Origin of the sequence: Pedobacter sp. PF22-3, assembly GCF_026239555.1 — a bacterium.
Lineage (GTDB): Bacteria > Bacteroidota > Bacteroidia > Sphingobacteriales > Sphingobacteriaceae > Pedobacter.
On the sequence record NZ_JAPIVP010000016.1, the window covers coordinates 1 to 26,693 of the forward strand.

General features: G+C 38.8%; 16 protein-coding genes. 5 read left to right on the forward strand and 11 right to left on the reverse strand.

Translation table 11 applies throughout. The annotated features are described in order from the left end of the window. The first annotated feature begins 487 nt into the window (after positions 1-487). On the forward strand, positions 488-1,468 hold the full coding sequence (locus OQX63_RS18160; RefSeq protein ID WP_193423578.1) for an acyl-ACP desaturase: 981 nt from the start codon (positions 488-490) through the stop codon (positions 1,466-1,468). 55 nt (positions 1,469-1,523) lie between these two features. Here the strand turns inward: OQX63_RS18160 and OQX63_RS18165 are convergent, their stop codons facing one another. From OQX63_RS18165 to OQX63_RS18180, 4 genes are all read right to left on the reverse strand, one after another. Next, positions 1,524-4,937, reverse strand: coding sequence for a methylmalonyl-CoA mutase family protein (locus tag OQX63_RS18165; RefSeq protein ID WP_265852241.1), 3,414 nt, complete (start codon positions 4,935-4,937; stop codon positions 1,524-1,526). A 130-nt stretch (positions 4,938-5,067) separates the two neighbouring features. Next, on the reverse strand, positions 5,068-5,436 hold the full coding sequence (locus OQX63_RS18170) for a VOC family protein (protein WP_265852242.1): 369 nt from the start codon (positions 5,434-5,436) through the stop codon (positions 5,068-5,070). Between the two features lie 189 nt (positions 5,437-5,625). Then, positions 5,626-7,284: an alkaline phosphatase PafA gene (gene pafA, locus OQX63_RS18175; RefSeq protein WP_265852243.1), complete on the reverse strand. Its 1,659-nt coding sequence runs from the start codon at positions 7,282-7,284 to the stop codon at positions 5,626-5,628. A gap of 67 nt (positions 7,285-7,351) precedes the next feature. After that, on the reverse strand, positions 7,352-8,641 hold the full coding sequence (locus tag OQX63_RS18180) for a bifunctional folylpolyglutamate synthase/dihydrofolate synthase (protein WP_265852244.1): 1,290 nt from the start codon (positions 8,639-8,641) through the stop codon (positions 7,352-7,354). Positions 8,642-8,910: 269 nt separating this feature from the next. Between OQX63_RS18180 and OQX63_RS18185 the strand changes: the two genes are divergently transcribed. Beyond that, complete coding sequence (locus OQX63_RS18185) at positions 8,911-11,244, forward strand: gliding motility-associated C-terminal domain-containing protein (protein ID WP_265852245.1); 2,334 nt, start codon at positions 8,911-8,913, stop codon at positions 11,242-11,244. 269 nt (positions 11,245-11,513) lie between these two features. Here OQX63_RS18185 and OQX63_RS18190 read toward each other — a convergent pair whose 3' ends face one another. The 7 genes from OQX63_RS18190 to OQX63_RS18220 form a co-directional block, all read right to left on the reverse strand. Then, positions 11,514-12,350, reverse strand: a complete 837-nt coding sequence (locus OQX63_RS18190; protein WP_265852246.1) for an energy transducer TonB — start codon at positions 12,348-12,350, stop codon at positions 11,514-11,516. Continuing rightward, complete coding sequence (locus tag OQX63_RS18195) at positions 12,350-12,751, reverse strand: ExbD/TolR family protein (RefSeq protein ID WP_025144642.1); 402 nt, start codon at positions 12,749-12,751, stop codon at positions 12,350-12,352. The genes OQX63_RS18190 and OQX63_RS18195 overlap by 1 nt, the downstream gene beginning before the upstream one ends. Further along, positions 12,751-13,455, reverse strand: a complete 705-nt coding sequence (locus OQX63_RS18200) for a MotA/TolQ/ExbB proton channel family protein (RefSeq protein ID WP_090504722.1) — start codon at positions 13,453-13,455, stop codon at positions 12,751-12,753. Before OQX63_RS18200 ends, OQX63_RS18195 begins: the two co-directional genes overlap by 1 nt. Continuing rightward, complete coding sequence (locus OQX63_RS18205; RefSeq protein WP_265852247.1) at positions 13,455-15,275, reverse strand: hypothetical protein; 1,821 nt, start codon at positions 15,273-15,275, stop codon at positions 13,455-13,457. Before OQX63_RS18205 ends, OQX63_RS18200 begins: the two co-directional genes overlap by 1 nt. A gap of 334 nt (positions 15,276-15,609) precedes the next feature. Then, entirely contained in the window at positions 15,610-16,566 is a 957-nt protein-coding gene (locus tag OQX63_RS18210) for an endo-beta-N-acetylglucosaminidase H (protein WP_265852248.1), read from the reverse strand. Positions 16,567-16,802: 236 nt separating this feature from the next. Further along, positions 16,803-18,440 carry a SusD/RagB family nutrient-binding outer membrane lipoprotein gene (locus OQX63_RS18215; protein WP_265852249.1) on the reverse strand — a complete coding sequence of 546 codons (1,638 nt, stop codon included), beginning with the start codon at positions 18,438-18,440 and terminating at the stop codon, positions 16,803-16,805. Positions 18,441-18,457: 17 nt separating this feature from the next. Next, positions 18,458-21,571, reverse strand: a complete 3,114-nt coding sequence (locus OQX63_RS18220) for a SusC/RagA family TonB-linked outer membrane protein (protein WP_265852250.1) — start codon at positions 21,569-21,571, stop codon at positions 18,458-18,460. A 282-nt stretch (positions 21,572-21,853) separates the two neighbouring features. Here OQX63_RS18220 and OQX63_RS18225 point away from each other — a divergent pair, with 282 nt between their 5' ends. From OQX63_RS18225 to OQX63_RS18235, 3 genes are read left to right on the forward strand one after another with little or no spacing between them, the layout of a single operon-like run. Then, a complete protein-coding gene (locus OQX63_RS18225; RefSeq protein WP_265852251.1) occupies positions 21,854-22,504 on the forward strand; it encodes an RNA polymerase sigma-70 factor in 651 nt (216 codons plus the stop codon). A 36-nt stretch (positions 22,505-22,540) separates the two neighbouring features. Then, positions 22,541-23,554 carry a FecR family protein gene (locus OQX63_RS18230; protein WP_265852252.1) on the forward strand — a complete coding sequence of 338 codons (1,014 nt, stop codon included), beginning with the start codon at positions 22,541-22,543 and terminating at the stop codon, positions 23,552-23,554. Positions 23,555-23,586: 32 nt separating this feature from the next. Beyond that, the gene (locus tag OQX63_RS18235) at positions 23,587-26,688 is read left to right on the forward strand and encodes a SusC/RagA family TonB-linked outer membrane protein (protein ID WP_265852253.1); all 3,102 of its coding nucleotides are present in this window, start codon (positions 23,587-23,589) and stop codon (positions 26,686-26,688) included. The last annotated feature ends 5 nt before the right edge of the window (positions 26,689-26,693 follow it).

The following is a 26,693-nucleotide window of genomic DNA, read 5'->3' on the forward strand; positions in this document are numbered from 1 at the left end:
ATGTTGAAGGGTTTTCTTCGTTTATAGACTTTTTGAAATGCGTTTTATTTACTACCTTTTTTATATTAACAGTTCCATATTGTTTTCACCATTAAGGAGTGAAGAAAGGTTGAGGGGCTGTTCACGCAGATCTCCGCATAGGCCATTCCATAACCCATTTTCAATCTTACACGTTTTTCCTTCTTCTTTCACAGGTTAAATAGCCCTGATGGAAGTGAGCACGGAGCCAATTCTTCATTGGCGGAGTAAAAGGTACAGCAGGACGGAACCCAACCTAAAAGAACAGGAAACTGCGCTCCAAAAAAATAAAAAACAGTCAGGAAAGATTATATTAAATTCATCACTCACCCTCTAGAGGATACTATTTAAGAGTGTCTTACTGATTTTGATCACATTTAAAACTGATTTAGCGCTAAATATGTTAATATCATAAGATTTGCCACAATATTTGGTTATCTTTGTTTTAACAAAAATATAAGTATAAATAATGAGTTTTTTTGCAGATAAAAGAAGGGAAGTAATGGTGCATATAGAAAAGTATATGCTGGAGATGATGGATACCTATCTTAAACCAATAGATACTAACTGGCAACCGTCTGATTTTCTTCCTGATTCTACTAGCGAAACATTTTATCAAGACATTAGAATATTAAGGGATAATGCAAAGGATCTTTCTTACGATCTTGTGGCAGTATTGATTGGTGATACGATCACTGAAGAAGCATTGCCTACATACGAATCGTGGTTAGCCATGGTGCAGGGGCCTAGCATGAAAGAAGATGGTGGCTGGATGAAGTGGAACAGACATTGGACTGCTGAAGAGAACCGTCATGGTGATTTGTTAAATAAGTATTTATATTTATCAGGGCGTGTAGATATGCGCCAGATGGAAATTTCTACGCAATATCTTATTGCCGATGGTTTCGATATCGGAACCGGGCATGATCCTTATCGTAATTTTATTTACACCTCTTTCCAGGAAATGGCCACCAACATCTCGCACAGAAGGGTAGCTTCTCTAGCCAAAAAAGATGGTGATACTTTGTTATCTAGAATGTGTGGTGTAATTGCTTCAGATGAAGCGAGACATGCTAAGGCCTATAAAGATTTCATGAACCGTATTTTTGAGGTTGATCCTAATGAAGCGATGTTGGCTTTCGAAGATATGATGCGCCAGAAGATTGTAATGCCGGCACATTTCTTACGTGAGGTAGGTTTAAAAATTGGCCAAACTTTTGGTCATTTTACTGACGCTGCACAGCGTTTAGGTGTTTATACCGCCATTGATTATGTTGAAATTATGCAACAGTTAATCGAAGATTGGAAAATTGAAGGCATGCGCGATTTAAATGAAGCTGGAGAAAAAGCCCGTGATTACATTATGGCATTACCTTCGCGTTTATTGCGGGTTGCGGAACGTATGAAAACACCAACTATTGATTATAAATTTAGCTGGATTGCTGGATAATAGCATACAGAAGATATATGAAAGCCCTCGATTTTACATTGAGGGCTTTTTTTTATTACATGTTTCTTCTATATTGTCCGCCTACCTCGTAAAGCGCTTTACTAATCTGACCTAAAGAGCAAATTTTGCAAACTTCCATCAGCTGTCCAAAAATGTTATCGCCTGCAATGGCTGATTTTTGCAATTGTTTCAGTAAATCTGTTGAACGGTCTGCATTACGGTCCTGAAATTTCTGCAATGCAGAAATCTGGTACTGCTTTTCTTCTTCAGTAGCGCGGATCACTTCTCCGGGAACAATAGTAGGCGAGCCATTTTTATTTAAAAATGTATTTACACCTACAATAGGGTATTCTCCTGTATGTTTTAAAGTTTCATAGTACAAACTTTCTTCCTGGATTTTTCCACGTTGATACATGGTTTCCATTGCACCTAAAACACCTCCACGATCGTTTATGCGCTTAAATTCGGCAAGAACAGCGTCTTCAACCAAGTCAGTCAGTTCTTCGATAATAAAAGCACCCTGTAGCGGATTTTCGTTTTTGGCCAGACCCAATTCTCTGTTAATTATCAGTTGGATTGCCATGGCTCTTCTAACCGATTCTTCGGTAGGCGTGGTAATGGCCTCATCATAGGCATTGGTGTGCAGCGAATTGCAGTTATCGTATATGGCATACAAGGCCTGCAAAGTGGTTCGGATATCGTTAAAATCGATTTCCTGGGCATGTAATGAACGGCCTGAAGTTTGAATATGGTATTTAAGCTTCTGTGAACGGTCATTTCCTTTGTATTTATTCTTGATGGCTTTGGCCCAGATTCTTCTGGCTACGCGACCGATTACAGCGTATTCCGGATCGATGCCATTGGAGAAAAAGAATGACAGGTTAGGGGCAAAGTCATCAATATGCATACCCCTGCTTAAATAGTATTCTACAAAAGTAAATCCATTGCTTAAAGTAAAGGCCAGCTGAGAAATTGGATTAGCGCCTGCTTCTGCAATGTGATAACCAGAAATAGAAACTGAATAGAAGTTCCTTACTTTTTCATCAATGAAATATTTCTGGATGTCGCCCATCATCCTTAACGCAAATTCTGTTGAAAATATGCAGGTATTTTGCGCCTGGTCTTCTTTTAAAATGTCGGCCTGAACGGTTCCTCTAACTGAACTAATGGCTTTTGCTCTTATATTTGCATAAACATCGCCCGGTAAAACCTGATCGCCTGTTACGCCTAAAAGCATCAAACCTAAGCCATTGTTTCCTTCTGGAAGCGCACCATTGTATGATGGTCTTTCTATATTTTGGGCCTTATAGATTGAAACAATTTTAGCCTCTACTTCTTCTGTTAAACCATTTTCAATAATGTATTTTTCGCACTGCTGATCGATTGCAGCATTCATGAAGAAACCCAATAACATCGGTGCCGGGCCGTTAATGGTCATGGATACTGAAGTAGATGGTGCACAAAGATCAAAACCGGAGTATAATTTTTTGGCATCATCTAAAGTGGCAATACTCACACCCGAGTTTCCGATTTTGCCATAAATATCGGGGCGGATATGCGGATCTTCACCGTAAAGTGTAACAGAATCAAAAGCGGTGGATAGGCGGTGCGCTGGTTGACCTAATGACACATAGTGGAAACGTTTATTGGTCCGCTCGGGACCACCTTCTCCTGCAAACATCCTGGTTGGGTCTTCGCCATCTCTTTTTAGTGGAAAAACGCCTGCCGCATAGGGAAATTCGCCTGGAAGGTTTTCTGTTAACAACCATCTTAAAATATCGCCCCAATCTTCGTATCTTGGTAAGGCTACTTTTGGGATATTCAGTTTGGAAAGTGATTCGTAAAATAAGGGCTGTTTAATTTCCTTATCTCTAACTTTATAAATGAAAAATTCTTCTTTGTAAGCTCTTTTGGTTTCCGGCCATTGGCGGAGTAAACGTTTGCATTCGCCATCTAATTGCTCTTCGAAATAATGATAAGTTGAATTTAAGTTATTTAACACCTCGTCCTGCGAACACCCTCCGTCATGCCGCAGGCTCTCTAGGAGAGGGGAATTAATGTCACCAGCTAAATCAATCACACCTTTAAGCTGATACATTTTACGGGCGATGGAGGCCTGTTTATCTACCCACTCATTATAGGTTTGGCTTGATTCGGCAATTTCTGCAAGATAGCGGATGCGATCGGGAGGAATAATATAGATCTTTTCAGATTGATCGGATGTTAACTCCATTTTGGCTTTAAAATCAGTTCCGGTTTTTAACTTGATCTGCTCCATTAAAGCCACAAACAGGTTATTCATACCTGGGTCGTTAAACTGCGAAGCCATGGTTCCATAAACAGGAATCTCATCATCTTTGGCGTCGAAAATATTGTGGTTGCGTTTATATTGTTTACGCACATCGCGCAAAGCATCTAATGCTCCTCTTTTATCAAATTTATTAATGGCTACCAAATCAGCAAAATCTAGCATGTCGATTTTTTCGAGCTGTGTAGCTGCGCCAAATTCAGGCGTCATTACATATAATGAAACATCGCAGTGCTCGGTAATTTCGGTATCAGACTGGCCAATGCCGGAAGTTTCTACAATAATTAGATCATAACCGGCGGCCTTACAGATATCAATACTTTCCTGTACGTTTTTAGATAAGGCGAGATTGGCCTGCCGGGTGGCTAGTGAGCGCATGTAAACCCTTGGATTGTTGATGGCGTTCATGCGGATACGGTCGCCGAGTAATGCACCGCCTGTTTTTCTTTTTGAAGGATCGACAGAGATAATAGCGAGTGTTTTATCTTTCACCTCTACCAGGAAACGGCGCACCAATTCATCTACCAATGATGATTTTCCGGCTCCACCTGTTCCGGTGATTCCTAAAATAGGGGCAGTATTATTTTTGGAGAGTTTCTTTAATTCATCAACAAATTTCTGGGCACCTTCCGGATCATTTTCTGCAACGGTAATGGCTCCTGCAATGGCTTTAATATCTTTTGCAGGAATGGTTTCGAGCTCATTAGTGATATCGCTTTTGGTAACGAAATCGGTTTGGATCAGCATGTCGTTAATCATACCTTGCAAGCCCATCTTGCGGCCATCATCAGGCGAATAGATTTTAGCAATTCCATAGGCCTGTAATTCTTCAATCTCAGAAGGTAAAATTACACCACCACCACCTGCAAATATTTTGATATGACCTGATCCTCTTTCCTGCAATAGATCGTACATATATTTAAAATATTCCATATGGCCACCCTGATAAGACGTCATTGCAATGCCCTGAACATCTTCCTGAATGGCACAGTTTACCACTTCATCAACCGATCGGTTGTGGCCAAGATGGATGACTTCAGCACCTGAAGATTGGAGGATACGACGCATAATGTTAATGGTGGCGTCATGCCCGTCGAAAAGGGAAGCAGCGGTTACAAAACGGATTTTACATTTTGGCTTATAGATTTCTACTTGTTGCATACTATAGGATTTTAACGATCGGTATGCTCTGGTTACCGATCCTTGTTTCCAAATATATTTGGTATGCAAATGTACTAAATTAAGCAGCTTAAAGCATGAATACCCTATACCGTTATGGCTTTTGGTTCAGTTACAAATTTTGCCCGAACTGCAGTAAATAGCCGTTATTGTCGTAAATGCCAAACTCCCTCATGCCGTAGTCAAAATCTTCAAGAGGGTAACAGACCTCGCAATGATCTTTTAAGTTTTCCCACAGTGCGGCTACTTCGTTTGTATTGATGTAAAGTGAACCACTCATGATGGATTTAGGAATATTTCGGTGCTCGTTAGGGCTACAGAACATGATTTCTATCTCATCTTTGCGGAGGGTTAACCAACTGAGGTCATCAAGTTTTACATCACATGTAAATTTTAAAATTTCCGTATAAAACTTTAATGTTGCCAGCATGTCATGCGACTCGAGCATGGGTATAAGTTTGGTAGCGGTGTATGTTGACATGATCGAAAATAAGAAAAATGGCTAAATTTTTTTACCATGTAGGATATTTTACAAGGTCGTCCTTTCGAGCGGAGTGCAACGTAGTCGAGGAATCTATCGAGGCAGATTTCTCCATTCCACTTCATTCCAGTCGAGATGACGATTTAAGTAAAAACAAAAAACTATGCTGGTGGGCATAGTTTTTAAAAATTATTTATTGGTGATTTCTGTGATCGGTTCTCCAACATTACCATTTGGCATCTGAATGTGGAGCAGTGCCGCCAGCGTTGGTGCAATATCCGTCATGTAATGTGTTTTATTAGAAGCGCCAGATTTGATTCCCCAGCCCATAAAAACCAAAGGAATGTGCGAATCATAAGGGTTCCAGTTTCCATGGGTTGTACCTGTACTGCTTCCGTTAAACCAGTTTGGTTGCAAAACATAGTAAATATCGCCACTTCTACGGGCATTGTATCCGTTGGTAATCATCTTTTTCTGGATTTCCTGAAGAGTAGCCTGTGATATTTTAGCAATATCAACTGCATTTTGGAAACCATCTATTCTTTTTAAGAATTCAACTGATGCTGATTTAATCACATCGAAACTCACATCACCTTTGTCTGTTTTATCATGATCAAAAATGATCTGGTTGTTCATTGATCTTAAAACAACATTGTTTACTTTAAATTTGTCATTTAAATAGGCATTTAATTTGTCTGCAATATCTCTATCGCTTACTACGCCAGAAGGTAGCTTATTCTCCTGCATAAAGCCTGGTACATGGGCTGCACCATGGTCGGCTGTTAAAAATACAGTATAGTTTCCTTTACCTACTTTTTTATCCAGGTAGTTAAAAAACTCTTCAAAATCTTTATCCAAACGCAAATAGGTATCTTCCGCTTCTACTGAATTTGGACCATAGGCATGACCAACGTAATCAGTAGATGAGCAGCTTATCGCCAGGAAATCGGTAATATTATCCTGACCTAAATCTTCAGATAGGATGGCTAATTTGGCCAGGTCTAAAGTGATGGTATTGCCGTAAGGTGTACTTCTGATGGCGTCAAAATTTTTATCAACATTTTGCGTTAACTGGTGTGGGAATGTACTCAATTTACCTTCGTAAGCATTCTCATCTTTGGTACTGTTTACATAGGTATTAATCGGGTATAAAGTTTCCCAGTTTTTTGCATAGAACTTGTTCGCCAGTTTCAGTTTATTATAATCGGCAATCCATGTTGGTACTTCTTTCATATAGTAAGAACTGGTAATCCAGTTTCCGGTACTGCCCTGGTACCAATATGCAGCATTTGCTGCATGGCCAGCCGGAAGGATCGAACCCCTGTCTTTTAATGAAATACCGATTACCTTGCCTTTAAAGTTTGTGGCTAATCTCAACTCGTCGGTAATGGTAGTGGTAAGCATATTTTTTGGCGACATATTACCTTCTGATGAGGGGGTACTGCCAACAGTAGATACCGAAGAATCCTCTGTACAATAAACAATCTTTTTGGTTTCAGGATCGTACCAATCGTTACCGATAATGCCATGAACAGCCGGAACCGAACCCGTGTAGATACAAGTATGTCCACATGCAGTATAAGTTGGTGTATAGGGGATAAAGGTGTTTTCCACAGAAAAACCCTCGTTAATTAATCTTTTAAATCCACCGTTACTATAGCGGTTGTAGTAGCGGTATAAATAATCCCAACGCATTTGGTCTACCACTAAGCCAACCACCAATTTGGGGCGTGCAACCTCAGCTGGAAATGCTTTAGAAGTTACTGTAGTAGGTTTTTTGGTTTGAGCTGAGGAAAGTGAGATCGAAAAAATAGAAATGGTAAAGATTAGACGGGATATTTTATTCATTGTGTTTTAGTTAAAGGGCTAAAGTAATCAATTTAGATAAAGCTACTTTGAAGTTTGTGTAAAGATTTTATATTGCTTCGGCCACTACAAATGTACTTCCACCTATAAAAACAAGATCTTTTATATCGGCTGCCTGAATGGCAATAGCTTTTGCTTCGGCAACTGACGCATAAGTGTTTCCGTTTAAGTTGAATACTGCCGCCTGTTCTTTTAAGCTATCTGCAGCTAAACCGCGTTCTAAATCGGGTTTGCAAAAATAATAAGTGGCCTTTTTTGGCATTAGGGACAACACTTTCGAAATATCCTTATCGTTTACCATACCGAAAACAATATGTAAGTGCTGATGTGGGGTTAGTGAAATGTTTTTGATCACCTCTTTAATTCCCGCTTCGTTATGGCCGGTATCGCAGATGATTAAAGGATTTTTAGACAAAGTTTGCCAACGGCCCTGTAAACCAGTTTGCTTTTTAACCTGGCTTATTCCCTTATAAATACTTTCCTGATCGATTTTAATTTCAGTTTTCTCATTCAGTACTTCCAGGGTTTCCAGAACGGTTAATATGTTTTTATGTTGATAAACTCCGGTAAGATCACTTTGAAGATCTTTGTATTTTATTTTTTCTTTTTGATAAACAGATAAAGAAAGTTTACCATTCTTGATTTTAAAATCTTTTGCCGTTAACATTTGATCAGCAAAAACAATAGGGGCTTGTTCAGCTTTGGCTTTTTTTATAAAAACCGGTGCCGATTTTTCCTGCGTTTCACCAATCACCACGGGAATGTTCTTTTTGATGATGCCTGCTTTTTCGCCTGCAATTTCTGCCAATGTATTTCCTAGCATATTCATATGATCGAGGCTGATATTGGTGATGACTGAAATTTGCGGCGTAATGATATTTGTTGAGTCTAACCTACCGCCCAATCCAACTTCGATTACGGCTACATCTACCTGATGTTTTGCAAAATGATCGAAGGCAAGTGCAACAGTTACTTCAAAAAAGGAAGGCTCGGTTTTTTCGATGAGTTTTTGCTGTTCTTTTACAAATGATACCACTTCGGTTTTGCTGATCATTTTTCCGTTGATGCGGATGCGCTCGCGGAAATCTTTTAAATGGGGCGAAGTATATAATCCTGTTTTATATCCCTGAGCCTGTAGTATGGAGGCCAGCATGTGCGATGTTGAGCCTTTTCCATTTGTACCGGCTACATGGATGCTTTTAAATTTATCCTGTGGATTATCCAAAGCTTCGCAAAGGATAATGGTATTGGTTAAATCTTTTTTGAAAGCAGACGCGCCAATCCGGGTAAACATCGGGAGTTTACTGTACAAAAAATCAAGCGTTTGTTGGTAGTTCATAATATGCGTCAAATATAAGCGATTGGGGATTGAAGTTCAAATTGCGAAGGAGAACTCCAGGAGTCAGCGAATAAACTATTGGTCGTTAGCGAAAGGTCATTAAAATTGATGTAAGAAACCTTCGGTATAAATTATTTTGTGATGATTTACTCCATGTTGCTATATTTGCCGATTATTTAACAATCTCAATCATAGTGATTAATAAAATTAGTCTATTCCTTTTAATACTTCTGGCTTGTTGTTTTAATCTTGCGGCCCAAACTTTTTATGTGAGTTCTTATAACTATAATAAAGGTGGCAGTGATATCTATAAAGTAGATATTACATCCGAAGGGGTAAAATCCACGAAAATTGTAGACTGTTCACCTCGTGATCAGTATTTTTCGATTGCCATGAATAAAAGCAATTTATTTTGGCTGAATGGTTCTCAAATCTATGTTGCCGATGTAAAAGAAAATACTATTGAAAATTGCAGGCTTCTCTTTTCAGGTATGTCCGGTTCAAACTCACTAACACTTGGGGCTGATAACAAGTTATATTATTGCTCTGGTTACTTATTTAGTACAGATATTAATACTGGAAAATCAGAAGCCCTGGGTTTACTGAATTATTCACCTACAGGAGATATCTGCTTTTATAAAAAAGACCTTTACATGGCAGCCTACCAAGGCATAGTTAAGATTAATGTTAAAGAACCTAATAAAAGTACCCTTCATATTCCATTGCCTGCAAATATGTCCCTTTATGGGATCGTTAGTGTTTCGACTGGTGTTCGAAAAAATACGGTTTATGGGTTGGCAAATTCAGGGGCTCAAACCAACATTATTGAATTTGATATGGCAAATCAGAAAATGGTTGGTGTGGTGGGAACGCTTCCATATAATGTTCTTGATGCCGCAAGTATGGTAGAAGATGGTAGTATTTTAGGCATCGAATTAGATCGGGTAGATATCAATCAAGATTGCGCTTCAGCAAATCTTGCAAACGTAGATGTAGTAACAGCTCCGCATTTAGAAGATTTTACCTACACCTTAAATGGAGTTACCAACTCAACGGGCAAGTTTGTTGGCTTATCTAAAGGTCAATATACACTTTCAATCACTTCTGCATCAGATTCATATACCACAACTGTTGATGTTCCGGAGGTTAACCTGATCAAACCTGTCTATAATTGGCAGATCAGGAATCAGCTTTGTGAAACATTGGGTGAAATCAATTTCAGTACGCCAGAACAAAACAGCACTTATCAGCTCAGGTATGATGGTAAGTTATATCCGCTAAATAGTACCTTCACTAATTTATCAAGTGTAAGACCCTATCACTTTGAAATCGTAAATAAATATGGTTGTAAAGTTGATGAACAGGATATTGTTGTTGGGCAGGATAAATGTCAGATCAAATTTGATAAGGTTGATGTGGTGCAACAATGCGATGCTTTTCATAAGGGTGTCATTAGCATTTTAACAAAACCACATAGCGCAGCTTATACCTATACATTAAATAATACGATTAATAGTTCGACCGGGGTATTTAAGGATTTAGCTGCTGGCGCTTACCCGGTGAAAATTACTTCGGATGAAGATGTATTTGAAAACACTGTAATCGTACCTGATTATAAACAGTTGCAACCAAACTTTTCCTTTACCAAGGTTAATCCAGCCTGCGCCAATAAGGGTGCCATTCAATTTAATGCTTTCGCTGGCAGCGATAATTATAAAATCAAATTCAAAAATGATGTTTTTCCTTATGATTATAAATTCACCAATCTGGAAGTAGGTAATTATCATTTCGTTGTGTTAAGTAAAGAAGGGTGTCTGATAGATGAGTATGATGTAGCATTGATTTATGAACCTTGTCCAATCATCATCAGTAATATCGAAACTATACAAGAATGTAATGTCTTGGGTAAAGGCTTTATCAGGATTGATTGTCCGCCGATTCCAGAGACCTATACATTTACCCTTAATAATGCTGTTTCCAATAGTACAGGTGTTTTTAACCTGCTTAAACCAGGTAGTTATAATATTGAAGTTAAAGCATCGGGTGGTGCGCCTGCAGCATACAGAACTGTAATAGTGCCAGATTATTCTTTAACAAAGCCTATTACTATTGTTAATGCAAAAAATCCTGTTTGTGATTTAACCGGTGAGATTTCCTTTTTGATTGGTAACCATTCGGCTGACTATAATATCAGGTATAATGGTGTCGTTTATCCAGGCAATTACATTTTTTCTGGATTATATGAAGGAAATTATACCTTTTCGATTTTAAAGCTGAATGGTTGTATAGTAGATGAGCTAGATGTTGCCTTAGAAACAGAGGCTTGTAATGATATTTCATTTCCAACGGCATTTAGTCCTAACTCCGACAATATAAATGATAGCTTTAAAGCAAAAGAAGGAAGTAGGGCTTTTAATTTTCAGCTGCAGATTTTTGACAGGAGAGGAGTGATTGTATTTTCTTCGAACAAACTCTACGACGCGTGGAATGGTGATTATAAAGGAGCACCTCTTCCTGTTGGGGTTTATTTCTGGACCGCATCATTTACGACCCAGGAAAATAAGAAGATAATTAAAAAAGGCTCGGTTACACTCATTCGGTAACATTTAAATCTATTGGTCTGTGGGCCAAAGACTGCGGAGTAAGAGTGTGGTTAGGTGTTACAGTTACGATGTATCTTATGATAACACATCATTAATCGTTGAAAAATCCTATCAAGTTTATGAACAAATCTTCTGTCAGATAGTAATATCTGACAGCAAAATATAGCAATGTCTGATCAATGTTTTGGGAATAAAAAATGGTCTGTGAAACACAGACCATAGTATCGAAAAAGGTCTCGTGGGATGCAGACCTTGGCAATTTAATATTATTATTTCACTTTAAAATTAAACATCACAATTCCGGTTTGTACATCTGGAGCGGATTCCAATTTATTTAAACTTGCACCTAATACAGCTTGTTCGCATTTTCTCCAAAGGGCTAAATCAGATAAGGTAGTGCCTCTTGCACCTGCACGTGCCTGAACTACCTTACCGTTTTTATCTACACGGATCTGAACAGCAATTTTACCTGCGCTCTGTCCATCGTCCTGAATCCTTGGGATATCGATAAATTTCCGGCTCGCCAATGATAATTGTACATTACCATTTCCAGAACCACCTTCGCCATAATTAGAAGCCAATGGATCGCCATCTTTATCGCCCTGGTTGCCTGGTGTTTTTCCTGTACCGTCTCCTTGTCCCTGCCCAGTATTTTTTTTGCCTTTGTAAAGTGCATTTTGGTTAATCACCGGTTTGGCAGGTTTATCTTCTGTAACCGGAGTGGGCGCAGCAGTAGTAGGTTTTGTGGGTTTGGTATTTACAGCAATGGCATCTTCGGTATTTTGTGTCTGCACTTCTTTATCACTACTTTCTGTAGAGGTGGTTGGGGTAACCTTTTCTTCAGGCGTTACTTTTTCTGGCGGTTTACCGTTAGCATTCGGATCTGCCGATGGTTCTTCGATACTGGTATAATCATCGCCCATACCTTCTGCAGAGGTTCCGTAATTAACCACCATGCCTCCCATACCCACTTCTTCCGGTGGCTGGAAAGAACCAATCACAATAAAAAAGCTGATCAACAATAAAAAGCCCATAATGCCGCTTGCTATGGCAATGGCCTTAGGGTAATTATTTTCCTCGTTAGGTATTTGTACTTTGTAGTTCATTATTTTTTAGGCTCAACGGCTACAACAAGTTTCAATTTCAGTTTATTGGCAATATCGTTAACCACAAATCCATCCTGATATGTCACATTGCGCGATACATATAAAAGAATGGTCATATCTGGCGCCAACTTTTGGTATGATGCCAAGGTAGGCTCAAGTTCCTCAATGCTAACCGGTTTCTTTTCAACGAAATATTTTAAGTTTTCGTCTATGGTAACGGTAACTGCTTTTTTGGCGGTAGATTGCTGTCCGCTTGATGATTGTGGCAACAATAATTTTACTACAGTAGGATTAACTACTGCAGAGGCCAATAAGAAAAACAGCATCAGGAAGAACATAATATCATTCAACGCTGAAGTATGTACTTCTACCGATCCTTTTGTTCTTTTGCGTAAATTCATTATTTGCCCGGTTCTTCTAGTAAATCAATAAAGTCAATTGCATCGGTTTCCATTTTAAGAATGATTTTTTCGACCATGATATTTAAAATGTGATACAGTACATAAGCAATGATACCGATAATTAAGCCTGTCGCAGAAGTAATCATTTTGGTATATAAACCACCAGAAATCGTTCCGATTTCGATGGCTCCTTTAATTGATACCTGGTGGAAAATGGTAATTACCCCCACAATTGTACCTACGAAACCAAGCATTGGCGCAATACCTGCAACAATACCCAATATACTGATGTTCTTCTCTAATTTAGAAACCTCTAATTTACCCACATTTTCAATCGCACCTTCAATATCTTTGATCGGGCGACCAATACGTTTTAAACCTTTTTGCAACATGCGGGAAAGAGGAGAGTTATTATTTCTTAAAAGCGACATGGCGCCATCTAAATTTCCAGATTGGATATAAGACCTGGTTTGTGCCATGAGATTAGCCTCATCTTTAGTTGCTTTTTTGATGGTTAGATAGCGTTCAACAAAAATTATTAAAGCTAAAAAAGCCAGAAAAGCCAATGGAATCATTACCCAGCCGCCTTTAAAAAGCAGATCGATAAAATGTAATTCTGGTTGTGGTTGTGTTACAGCTTGGTTAATTGCATTTGCTGTGTCTTGTAATGCTTGTGTGGTGTCTTGAATTAATAAAGTTATCATTATGGTTGTGTGTTGTGTTTTTGTTGTACGAAATACCCTTTACCTTTAAGTTTTTTCTCTAAAATATCTTTTTGCGCTTTGGCTTCTTTTTCAGTGCTGAAGCTTGCTATGCTCACTTTTTTCAAACGGCCTGGCACTAATGCTATTTCGGCCTTTAAACCAATTTTTTCCATCTGCTTGATAAAAACAAGTGCCTTTTTTTCTGATTGGAAAGATGCTGCGATAACATAGAACGTAGAAGGACCAGTGTTTGGTACAACTTTATTTTCTTTAGGTGTTTCGATAGCCGGCTTAACAACTGGTTTTGCTGCCTCTTTTTTTACCGTATCTGTTTTTTTCTGAACCTGATTAGCCTTTAATATACTATCGGTTTTAGCTATCGAATCTTGTTTGGCCTTCAAGGTATCAACAACAACCTTCGGTGAATCGACAACTGCTTGAGCAGGTTTCACAGTGTTTGCAGTTTCGCCCGTAAATAATTCGGGCTTAATTAAAAAGGTTATTGCTGCAATAACAAGCAAAGCTACAATTGCAATAGTAATCATTAACCAGGTAGACATACCTTGCCTAGGTTCGTCATGATGTTCAATAGGGTCGTGGCCAAAACGGTTTGGATGCTCGGCATGCTGTTCTTTTATAAAAGCTGGTGCCTCAATTACAGGTTCTTCTTTTTTAACCTCGTCCTCTAAATTGATGTATGTTTTTGGTTCATCAGTTTCTGACCTTAATGAAAAACGGCTAGAATATTCTTGTTGTGGTAAAGCCGATTCGGGAATTACTGTTTCTAAAGGCTTTTCAAGATTTTTTTCAGCTTCTGGCGTATGACCAAAACGATCAGGGTTTTCTTCATGCTGCTCTACTATTGATTGTGGAACCTCAACCTGATTAACATCTTCAACCGGATTATCTGTCGCTTTATTCTCTACATGTTCAGTTTCATCAATATGACTAGCTGCAACAGTCTGATGCTCTGCCGCAATATTTTCTACCTCTGATTCTGGCGTATGACCAAAACGGTTTGGATGCTCTTCATGCTGTATGATAACCGATTCTGGTATGTCTACTTCCTTAACTGGATTTGCTTCTTCTTGTTTTTCAGTAGGTTTGTGTTCAATGGTATGTTGCTCTGCCGCAATATTTTCTACTTCCGATTCTGGTGTATGGCCAAAGCGGTTTGGATTTTCTTCGTGCTGCTCTTTGATAAACTCAGGTGCTTCAGTAATTGCTGTTGCATCTGTTTCTGTATGTTTTAAGGTGTTTTTAAAATCATCTTTAACTTCATCCAGTTCTATATTCTCAATTATAGGTGCCTGGTATGATTTATTTTCGAATGGTGAAGGGGCATTTGGCGCCTCAGTAATTTCGTCATAAACTTCTTCCTCAATCTGAGGTAAAGCAGGTTGAGTTTCTTCAGCTACGGTTTCTGCCAATGAAGGAAGTCCGTAAAATTCCGAACCATAATTTATGTTTTTTACCGGTTCGAAATCCAGGCCCTGTTCCGTAAAAAATAAACGGCCGGTGTTTTCAAGTTCGACTTCGTGATTTAACTCTAGCTTTTGATTTACTTCTTCAACAAACTGCTCGATATAGTATTTGGCACTATCATTAGAGATATTTCTTTTGGCGGAAATAAAATCTGAAAGGGCAACCTCTTCAGTTACATCTATAGAAAACTGTAGTGTATAACCCGGAGGCAAAAAAGTTTGTTTTTCTTTATCGTATCTGCCAGGGTATTTCTTTTTGTAAAAGGTGCCCAAGCCGGTAATACCAACTTCTTTGCGTTGTTGCAAGAGTTCTAAAAGGTATGATAAGATATCCATTCGGGTAAAATTAAGCGTTATAAAATTAAAAAATATATTCTACCTTCAAATAGTGTCTGTGGGTGCTATTAAACATCCTATTCCAAAAAGGGACAAAAACGGGTACAGTTTTATTATTTTAATCATGAAAAAATCACAATTTTTTAAACCTATAGCTGTATCCGTGCAAAGATAACGGTTACAAAGATAGAAATGGTATGCTAGTAAGCAAATGGCTAAATCGATATAATGCATTAACGGCGTGAGCTGTGTAGGGATTATAATAAAAAAGCAGGACAACCGAAGTCGCCCTACTTTAAACATTTGTAGCGGTTAAAAATTGTCTGATTATAAATTACGGAGCATATACTGTGGTTTTACCGCCGTACAAATTGCTTGATATGCCTGATAAATAGGTATGCACGTCGCTATTTGGTAAATTGTAATATAGGTAAATGCCATAGCCATTGTTAACGGTTTGTGTGGCTAAAGATGCAGCTGTTGAAGAACTTGTAGCCTGAATGTCAATTGCGGCAGGACCAAGGTTTGCTTTGGCCAGCCCTGCTACGTTTGGTACCGAATAGGTTCCATAAATAGCATTCCAGCTGTAGTTGATTTTTGAACCTACGGTAACACCATTATAAGATAATCTTGAAGCGGCCGGACCATAATAATAAAACGATATGATTTTATTTGGCAACAAATCTCTCAATGCTGTTACCAGGTACACAAACGAACTGGCATTTGGCTGTCCGGTACCGTTAACACCATATTCCGCATATTCATCGTCGAAATCGATACCATCAAGGCCATAGGTATTAACGGCATCAGCCAATTGCTGTGCAAATGCCTGTGCCGCTGCCTGAGAAGGAAAATTGCAAAAACCTGCACCCTGGTGATTGCCCAAAATGGAAAGCAAAACCTTAATGCCTTTATCCTGCAATGGTTTGATGTAAGTTGTTTTGTTATTTAAAATGTTTGAAACATTACTATTGAAACCTAATACAGCTTTTTGTGTAGCGGTATTGTAGTTAATGTTCGCTGCAAAAATGATTGCGATATCGAACAACTGTTGCCCGGTAGAAAGCTTGTATTTTCCTACGTTGCGGATATCTGCACCATTTACTTCCACATAACATACGCCCTTTGGACCACTTACGCCGATAGCTGAGGTAGAATTAGTTGCTTCTTTTTTTGCAGGACCGGTTAAGGTTTCATCCTGGGTGATGTCTTTTTTCTTGCAGCCGCTGATGGTAACGGTTAAAAATAGGGCCAGGGCCAGTGTGCTGTTAAACAATTTGGTAGTTGTCATAATTTTTTTTTAATTGGTTAGAAATTGATTTTGTTCCATAAACCGCTACAAACGGAATTTATGTAAAAAGATATTGATGTTTTAATAATATTTTTCCTCAAAATAAGGTAGAAGCCATTAATAGCAGAACGCCGAAAATGGTAAGTTTTCTCATAGGTTTAAAAATTTTGGTTAGAAATTGGTTTGATATAAAAAAGGTAGGATAACTTTCGTCATCCTACCTGGGTATTTGTGTGTTAGAAATTTGCTTTGTTCACGTCCCACCACAATCTGGTACCGCCATTGTCTGGTCCGCCCAAAAGGCCAACTGCTTTAACCACTTCGGAACTGTTTCCGTTACCATACTCGGTTGCCGGATACGGCAATCTTCTGATCTGGGTTTGGGTATTAATAGTACCGCCACTGTTGTTATTGGCTACAGTAAATAATTTAGGATAACCTGTACGTCTGTACTCGCTCCAGGCTTCCTGTCCATCAGGAAAAATAGCCAACCATTTTTGTGTAATAATGCGCTCTAATTTTTGTTCATTGGTAGAAGTAGGGTCCCATTTTACAGTTATTGTACTTACGGCAGCAGCATTATTTGCCGCATTTTTCGGATCTACGTAAGCGGTAGGCATATTAGTCGCATCTGATAAATAAGTTCCAGAAGATACACTCCATTGCTGAAATGAGGTGGTAATTCCGGTCTCATAATTGGTTTGTGCATCTCCGGCGCCTGTCCAGCCACGTAAGGCAGCTTCACCTTTCAAAAACCAAACTTCAGCCGCCGTCATTAAAAGCTGTGGTGCTTTTTGTCCTATTGGCGATTTAGCCGCGTCAGTAGAATTTAAACTGGAATAGGTTTTATAACCTGCTTTACCCAATCCGTTAAATGAAGTGTTTGCACCTGATCTGATTCCCACATATTGTCCGGTAAATAAAGGATCTGTAGCGGGTTTGGCGTAAATAGACAAGCGTGGATCATTGTAACCTACTAAATAGGTTTGCAAAGCTGCACCTAAGGCATTATCACCATCATAAGCTACAGTAACCACCCATAAATCGTTATCTCTTGTTCCTGATTGCGCAACAGCAGCATTATCAGCAACTGTAGTTAATAAACCACCCGGAGCACTTAATGCTTTTTCTCCCTGTAATTTGGCGGTGGTGGCATCTGCTTTAACAATACGCATAGCTAAACGTAAACGTAAAGAATTGGCCAGTTTTAACCATTTAGCCGGATCTCCTGCATAAATTAGATCACCTTTATCATAAAAGGCAGTTTTACCAGGATTAGCTGTAATATATGCCTGTAAATTGTTAGCCGCGGTATCAATCTGTTTAAAAAAGGCATTATAAACGGTTTTCTGATCTTCATAAGGTGTAGATACCAAAGAAGAACCCGCAGTAGTATATGGAATAGGGCCAAACTTATCCGTTACCCTACTCATGGCCATTACCTGAACCAGCAGGGCAATTCCCCATGCTTCAGGTGATTTGCTCTTAACCTGGCTCTGCCCAATTTTAGCTATCGGTGCCATTACATAATTGTATTGGTCGTTAAAACCAGCACTGTTCCAGCCATCATTTAGCGAGTAGTTCATATTATTGATTCCTCCACCAAAAGGCGTAGGTGCCATCATGTAGCCACTAAAAGCATCGGCGCTCAGGTTTTGTGCAATCTGATAGTTATGAAAAATTTCCTGTTCAATTGGGCCAATTGCCGATTTTAAAAGGGCAGTGGTTTGCTCAGGTGATAGTGCTGTTGGATTGGTATTAAAATCTTCAAAGTTTTTTGTACATCCAAAATTTACAGCCATTAAAGACCCTAGCAAAATTGCAGACAATCCTTTAATCCTGTTATTCGGGGATTTATGATATATAGTTTTCATGTTGTTTTTGAATAGAATTAAAATGATACATTTAGATTGAAACCTAAACTGCGTGTAGCAGGCTGGTTAAAAACATCTACACCAGATAAACCATTCCCGGTTGACATGGTGATCTCTGGATCGAAAGGCGCTTTTTTATAGAAGTAAAAAAGGTTTCTGCCCGTAACCGAAAATTTAACACTTTTAAACGTTTTACCAGTTAACGGAAGCGTATAACCTAAAGCAGCTTCTCTTAAACGTACCACAGTAGCGCTGTAAATATATTCGCCCGATACACCCGATCTGCCACCCACAAATGAATAGTAAGCTTGTGGATTAATAGTTGCCGATACTGCATTACCTTTTGTATCTACACCATCAATTTTAACACCGCCTTGAGCCCTTGCATTACCAGTGGCCTCAGATACCCCTGCTTCATCCATTAAAGCTTCAGTAAGTGATAATACCTGACCGCCAAATTTACCGTCAACCAGGAAACTTAAGCTAAAATCTTTGTAATTAAAACTGTTGTTCCAACCCAATTGGAATTTTGGATTAGGATTGCCTACATAATTAAATTCTTTATTTTTTAGTGGCGTAAATGGCGAAGCTGTCGTTCCGTCTCCACCCAATATAATGCGGTTCTGTGCATCTCTTTGTAAAGTATAGCTATAAATATCGCCATAAGAACCACCCACTTTTAACCTTGAAATATAAGAAGTATTGCCAGCGCCAGTTAAATCTACACTGTTGATTTTATCGGCAGATGCAATATCAATAATTTTATTTCTGTTTAATGAACCGTTTATGGAAGTGTTCCAGTTTAACCCGTCACCCTTAATCACATCAGCACCTAAAATAAACTGGAAACCTTTATTCTCTACATTACCTGCGTTCAAATATCCTGTTGATACCAGCGAAGAAGGAGGTGCAACTACAGGAATATATTGGTTTTTGGTATTGGTTTTATAATAGGTAAAGCTGAAATTAATTCTGTTTGCCAGGAAACGTAAATCTGTACCCACCTCGAAAGATTTGGTTCTTTCAGGTTTTAACGCTCTAAAGGCAGCATTGGTATTAAAATTTAATGCACCGTCTGACTTTAAGGTATTTTGGATAAAAGTAAGATAAGGAGGCACCGTATTTCCAACTTCTGCATATGTTCCCCTTAATTTGGCATAGGTAATGGCCTCAGGAAGTTTGAACATCTGTGAAACGATGAATGATAAACCTACCGATGGATAGAAATAAGAATCGTTTGGTGTATATGATAAGTTAGAAGACCAATCATTTCTTCCTGTTACGGTTAAGAAAGCCCAGTCTTTGTACGAGATGTTGGCGTTACCAAATACGGCCTGTAACTGACTGTGGTTAGGTACAATAGGCACTACGTTACTTAATGTATTGCCAGTAAAAGTACCTGGAAGGGCAACAATGGTATTTGCAGGTGAAAAGAAATCGACCGCCGAAAGGTTGCCAGCCAGCGATAAACCAGAGGTTTTCTGATCGTTTATACTTCCGCCGATTAGTCCATTTACTTTAAAATCAGAACCAGTCATTGGAATGGTAATATTGGCAATCGCATCCACATATTTCTGTACATAAGTTTGGTTGCTTTGTGCAAAATAACCTGTTCCAGTTGAGTTGAAATTTGTTGCAATACCTGAATATCTGCGGTTTTCATAATCATCCGTAGTACGGTCCATATTTCCCCTTACCTGTACATTTAACCAAGGCGCAACATCGTATTTAACGCTTCCGCTTAATAAAAAGCGGTTACGGATGGAGCTATTTGGGTTTAAATTGGTTAGCCACCATGGGTTTTGGTTAATATCTGCCGGACCGCCCAACCAGTTCTGACGGGCTGCGCCTTCATTCCCGGCCAGTAAATACTGATCTTTATATGGGGTAATATCAACACCTCTTGGGAAAAGATATAAACCCAATAATGGATTTAAATATAAGCCTAAAGAGGGGCTGTTGTTGATGCGTTGGTTGATGTAGTTTACACTTCCATCTACCGTTAATTTATTATTGAAAAACTTAGCCGTTTCGCGAAGGTTCAAGTTGTTCCGGTTTAATTTATTGCCGGGTTGAATGCCGCTGGCATAGGTATTGGAATAAGAAAAATACGTTTGTGCCATTTCAGAACCACCTGAAAGATTTATCGCATTCGAGGTATTGATCCCCGTTTTGAAAAAATCTTTTAAATTATCTGTGGTATTGCCGATTGTACTACCCCAGCTATCTCTTGTAGTGGCAGATGCTGGTCCGTAACTGTTTTGGAATTTTGGCTCGTAAGCAATATGATCAATAGTTACACCTGATGAAAAACCAATTTCAGCTTTCCCGGCTTTTCCTTGTTTAGTGGTAATTAGAATCACACCATTCTGCGCCTGACTACCGTAAAGGGCTGCTGCTGATGCGCCTTCTAAAACAGTAATACTTGCAATATCGTCAGGATTAAGATTAGAAATACCGTCACCACCGTCTTGTCCGCCTCCAAAAACACTGTTCTGCTGTCCGTTGGCATTACCGTTATTACTGATGGGCACCCCATCAATTACATATAAAGGCTGATTGTTACCACTTACCGAACGGCTTCCCCTTAAAATTACCTTTGCTGAACCACCCACACCCGATGCGCTTGGGCTAATGGTTAAACCTGCAACTTTACCGTTAAGGGAGTTCATTAAGTTTGGACTCTTTACTTTCGATAATTCGTCGCCCGATACCTGTTGTGTATTATAGGTTAATGACTTTTCTGATCTTTTTACCCCTAAGGCTGTTACCACTACGGTTTCAAGATTTTTTGAGTCGGGGGTTAAAGTGATATCAATAGTGTTTTGTGTACCTACGGTAACTTCTTTACGCTGGTAGCCTATGAATGAGAATACCAATATGTCGCCTGTTTTGGCTGTAATACTGTATTGCCCTGAAGTATTACTTTGAGTTCCGCCCTGCGCTCCTTTTATGGTAATGGTTACGCCAGGTAAGGTTGCACCGGTTTCGTCTTTTACTGTTCCTTTAATCACATCCTGATAAACAGCATGGAAAGAGACTGCATGGTTAAAATGATTTTTTGGTGTTGCGGCATACAGACCTGTGGATGCATAAAGCAATAAACACGTGAGCTGTAAAGATTTTTTCATATTCATTATGAATAAAATTGAAATAAGTATTTGGTTAATTGTTTTTCGGCTCGCGGATTTCCGTCCGGGCTATTTCAGATAAGAGTATTTTGATTACACAAATTGCCTACAGCGAATTGAAATATTTTTAAAATATTTTTTTGCTTCAATAACGCTATGATTGGCTTGTACCTTATTGTGCTTACCGTATGAAGAACCACTTTGTTAAATAGTTAAAGGCGGGAAGATTTTTTTATGAAATGTTTTTAATTAACTTACATTTGATTCACCAAACTAACCAAGTTGAAAGCAGCTAAGCCAGACCTAGTCGTTTTATGGAGTAAGATTTGCCTCGAGGATGATATAAAATCTTTTGAGCAGTTTTACCGCTTTCTGTACAGCAGGTTAATTAAATTTTCTACTTATTATGTAAGCGACAAACAGGTTGCTGAAGATATTGTAGCAGAGGTATTTGTGAAGTGTTGGGAAAACCGGGCCGAAAGTATCCATGTGTTAAATCCCGAAAGCTACTTTTTTATCGCCATAAAAAATCAATCACTTAAATACCTTAAAAAAAATTCTTCCATTACGTTTATCGATTTAGTTAACGAAAACGATAATATTTCGGTTTCTACCCACACACCTGATTACATCCTTGAAACCAAAGAACTGCACCAACAACTAGACCATGCCATTGCAGGTTTGGCCCCACAGGCTGCTACTGTTTTCAGGTTAATAAAAGAAAGCGGAATGAAGTATAAGGAAGTGGCAGAACTCTTAAATATCTCACCCAGAACCGTACAAACACAATTATTCAGGGCAATTGCCAAGCTCCGTACAGTATTACAGCCTTTAAATAATAACGGAAATGATGATAAAAGACTGGGAAACCTGATCTCCCTGATTATCTTAGCCAGTAATTATCTTTTTTATATTTTGTGTAGGCAATTTTAACAAGAAAAGGAACATACAATAAAGGACGGAAAAAAAATGACAGATCAAAGATTTACAGAATTGCTTGGAAAACAATTGGCTGGCGAAATTTCGTCAGATGAATCTATTGAACTGAAATCTATTTTAGCCGGTAGTGCATCGCTTAGAAAGGAGTATGAGCACTTACAAGCTTATTTTGATGCAGAAACGGTTGAGGATGAACATGTTGACCAGGTTTTTAACCGGATCAAAGCCCAGATTAATGTTGCAGGTGAGACGGATTTAAAGGTTGTTAAAAATAAATCTTACGGCATCTGGTTAAAAATTGCGGCAGTTGTAGCTATTGTTATTGCTGCTGCCCTGGTTTACAATAGAGAAGCCATTTTCTTCAACAAAACAGATCAGTCGGTTTTAACTCAGGTGTCAACCAAAGCTACAGAAGTAAAAACCATCGTATTGGCAGATGGCTCTACTGTAAATATGAATTCGGGCAGTAGCTTAAAATATTCTGACCGTTTTGCTGCAGATACCAGGGAGGTTTATTTATCTGGTGAAGCATTTTTTGATGTTAAAAAAGACCCTCAACACCCTTTTATTGTGCATACCAAACAATTGGCTGTAAAAGTTTTGGGTACTGCCTTTGATGTTAAAGCTTATCCTAATGATACCTTTACCGAAACAACCTTAATTAGGGGAAAAGTATCTATTGCTATAAAAAATAATAATGGACAAACATTTGTCTTAAAGCCAAACGATAAATTTACACTTAATGGTGGTAAAGTAAGCATGAGTCAGCTTAGTCACTTTAACGGCACCGGCACTGACCGTATCGTGGAAACCGCATGGACAAACCACGAACTCATTTATAAAAATAATAGCTTTGAAGAGGTTGCTAAACTTTTTGAGCGTTGGTATGGTATCAAAATAGCCTTTAAAGAACCTGAACTTAAAGCTGTGCGATTTTCCGGGCATGTTGATAAAGAAACACTTTCAGAAGCTTTAGATGTGCTCAAACTGATTGAGAACTTTAATTATTCTATAAAGGGTAAAAAAGTATATATCTACCGCTAACACAAACAATTAAGCAATGTATATTTGTAGCCATGAATTGTGCGCAGCGGATCATATTGTTTATTGGATTGACTTTTCCGCTATGCGCCAATGCGCAAACTAAGGTTACCTTAAATTTTACCGGGGCTAATTTTGAGCAGGTTGTAGAAGCGATACAACAACAAACCGTTTATCACTTTGCCTACAGCGAATCTAAAATTCCTAAGCATCAGGTAACCATTAAGGTAAAGGAAGAGGAAGCTGTAAAGGTGATCGGGCAGCTCCTGCTTAACAGTGATTATACTTATTCCGTTCTGCCCAACCATCTCATCGTGATCAGGCAAAGTTCTGGCGCAAAAATGGATATGGATAGTGTCCGTGTTTTAAAAGAAGTGGTCATCACCGCGCTGGGTATTGAAAAAGATAATAATAAGGTGGGTTATGCCATTACCACCATTAAAGGATCAACCATTACCAAAGCAAGAGAAAGCAACATGATTATGGCACTACAAGGCAGGGTAGCGGGATTAAATATTACCGGTGTAAACGGTGGTCCGAGTTCTTCCGCACGTGTGCTCATCAGAGGGGTATCGAGTATGACTGCTGCCTCTCCGTTATTTATCGTAAATGGTGTGCCCATTGATAATAGCATCAGGGGAAGTGCCAATGAGTATGGCGGTGCAGATTATGGCGATGGGATCAGCAATATCAATCCAGATGATATTGAAACCATAACCATATTAAAAGGTTCGGCAGCTTCTGCTTTGTATGGGGCCAGGGCTGCAAATGGGGTAATTTTGATTAATCTTAAAGGAGGAGGAGAAAATGCAAAAGCTAAATTTGAATACAACACCAACCTGGCTTTCGATGTTCCTGTTAACTCAACCGATTTTCAATATATATATGGACAAGGCACTCAAAATAAACGTCCTGCAGATTTGTATAATGCCATTTCTACCGGTTTATTAAGCTGGGGAGAAATTATGGATGGCAAACTAAGCACTCAGGTGGATGGTTCTATGCGGCCATACGCACCTGTAAAAAATAATATCCAGTCTTTTTACCGTATAGCACCGGCATTTACCAATACCCTTTCGCTTGTAGGTGGAAATACAAAGAATAATTATCGCGTTTCGGTTTCCAATTTAGATTACAATGCTATTCTGAGCAATGGCGCATTGAATCGTAAAACGTTAAATTTTTATGGAACATTGGCACTAAGTCCTAAACTATCGCTGAGTTTAACAGGTAATTATATTTACGAATGGAATAAAAACAAAAGTTACCTAAGCGATGGTCCATTAAATCCTAATTATGGAATTTCTGCCCTGGCTACCAGCCTGGATCAATCTATTCTGGCACCTGGTTTTGATGCGGAAACAGGTTTCGAAACCCGCTGGAATGCCGATGAATACAAAACCAATCCATATTTTTTAATGAATAAACAAGCCGATCATGCCAGCCGGAACCGCTATATCTCATCTGCTGTACTGAAGTATCAACTGGCTAGTTGGGCAGCTATTCAGGGAAGAATTGGATACGATTCAAGCAAAGACGAAGTAGTTAGTATTTTGCCTACCGGAATTGCTTTTTCCATTAACCGACAGGGCGGTATAAATGCTTACGACCAGAACCGTACTACTGAACTAAATAGTGATATATTGTTCAGTGCCACCCAAAATCTTGGCGATAAGCTAAATCTCGAACTTTCCATGGGGGCCAATTACCGTGAAAGAAAAGGCAATAGCGAAAAGCTAAAAGGCTCCCAATTTATTGTTCCTTACTTATATACGCCCGAAAATCTAATTACCAGTACCAAAACATTGGCTATCTCAAAGATTGTAACTGAATCTGCTTATTACACAGCAGACCTGAGTTATCAACGGTTTCTTAATTTCTCGGTTACTGGCCGTTATGATATTTATTCGACTTTACCTGCCAATAACCGTGGGATTTTTGTGCCAGGGATTTCGGGTAGTTTTATTTTTTCAGATCTACTAAATTTAAAAGGGCTGAACTTCGGTAAACTACGTCTTGATTTTGCCAAAACCAGTGGCGAACCAATCGTGCCCTACACTACACAGATTTATTATACAGTTGATACACGGGTGAATGGTACGCCTGTTGGCAGTTTTTCTGGCGATTTACCCAACTACAATTTAAAACCTTTTACCTTAAATGAAATCGAAGCTGGGCTAGACCTTAAGTTTTTTAACAGCCGATTGGCAGTCGATTTTACCTATTTCAATCGCATTACCCATAATGAAATTATCAATGCCAAACAGTCGGTTACCACAGGTTTTACCTCGGCCTACGTCAACCTTGGTGAAACAAGTAATGCAGGAATAGAACTGGCGTTGGGTTATACACCAATTCTTACCAACACCAGCAAATGGCAGATTAATTTTAATTTCACCAAGGTAAAAAATACGCTGCTTTCCATTGATGGCAATAGCAATTATACACTTACAGGTACCTATAGACCTTTAAATGCCAATACCGCATTGGTGGTTGGTAAGCCGATTACACAGGTTATGGCTTACGGTTATCTACGCGATGCCAGTGGCAATATCATCATCGGATCTGATGGTATACCTAAACGAGGTAATTTTATCCCTATGGGTAGTACAATGCCTAATTTGTATGGTGGGATAACCAACAGTTTTAGTTACAGGCAATTTAATTTTTCTTTTTTGATCGATTACCGCTTTGGCAATAAAATTCTTTCCGCAACAGAATATTATAGTTACGTACAGGGTTTAAATCAGGCAACGTTGGTGGGGAGAGAAACAGGTATTGTAGCCAACGGTGTGTTAGAGAACGGACAAAAAAATACCATTAATGTTCCTGCATATGCCTATTACCCCGAACTGGCCACCAATATTTCTGCATTATCGGTACTTAATGGCAGTTTTATTAAATTAAGACAAGCTACTTTAGGTTATTCTTTCAATACCAATTATTTAAAAAAAACACCTTTTAGCAGTATTGGGGTAGATTTGGTAGCCCGAAACCTATTTACACTACTTAAATACAGTAAGAATATTGATCCCGAATCACAGTTTTCGCCCACGCTGGGTTATACGGGTATAGAAGGAGCTTCATTACCGGCTACGCGTACATTTGGGATTAATTTTAATTTCAAATTTAAATAAGATGG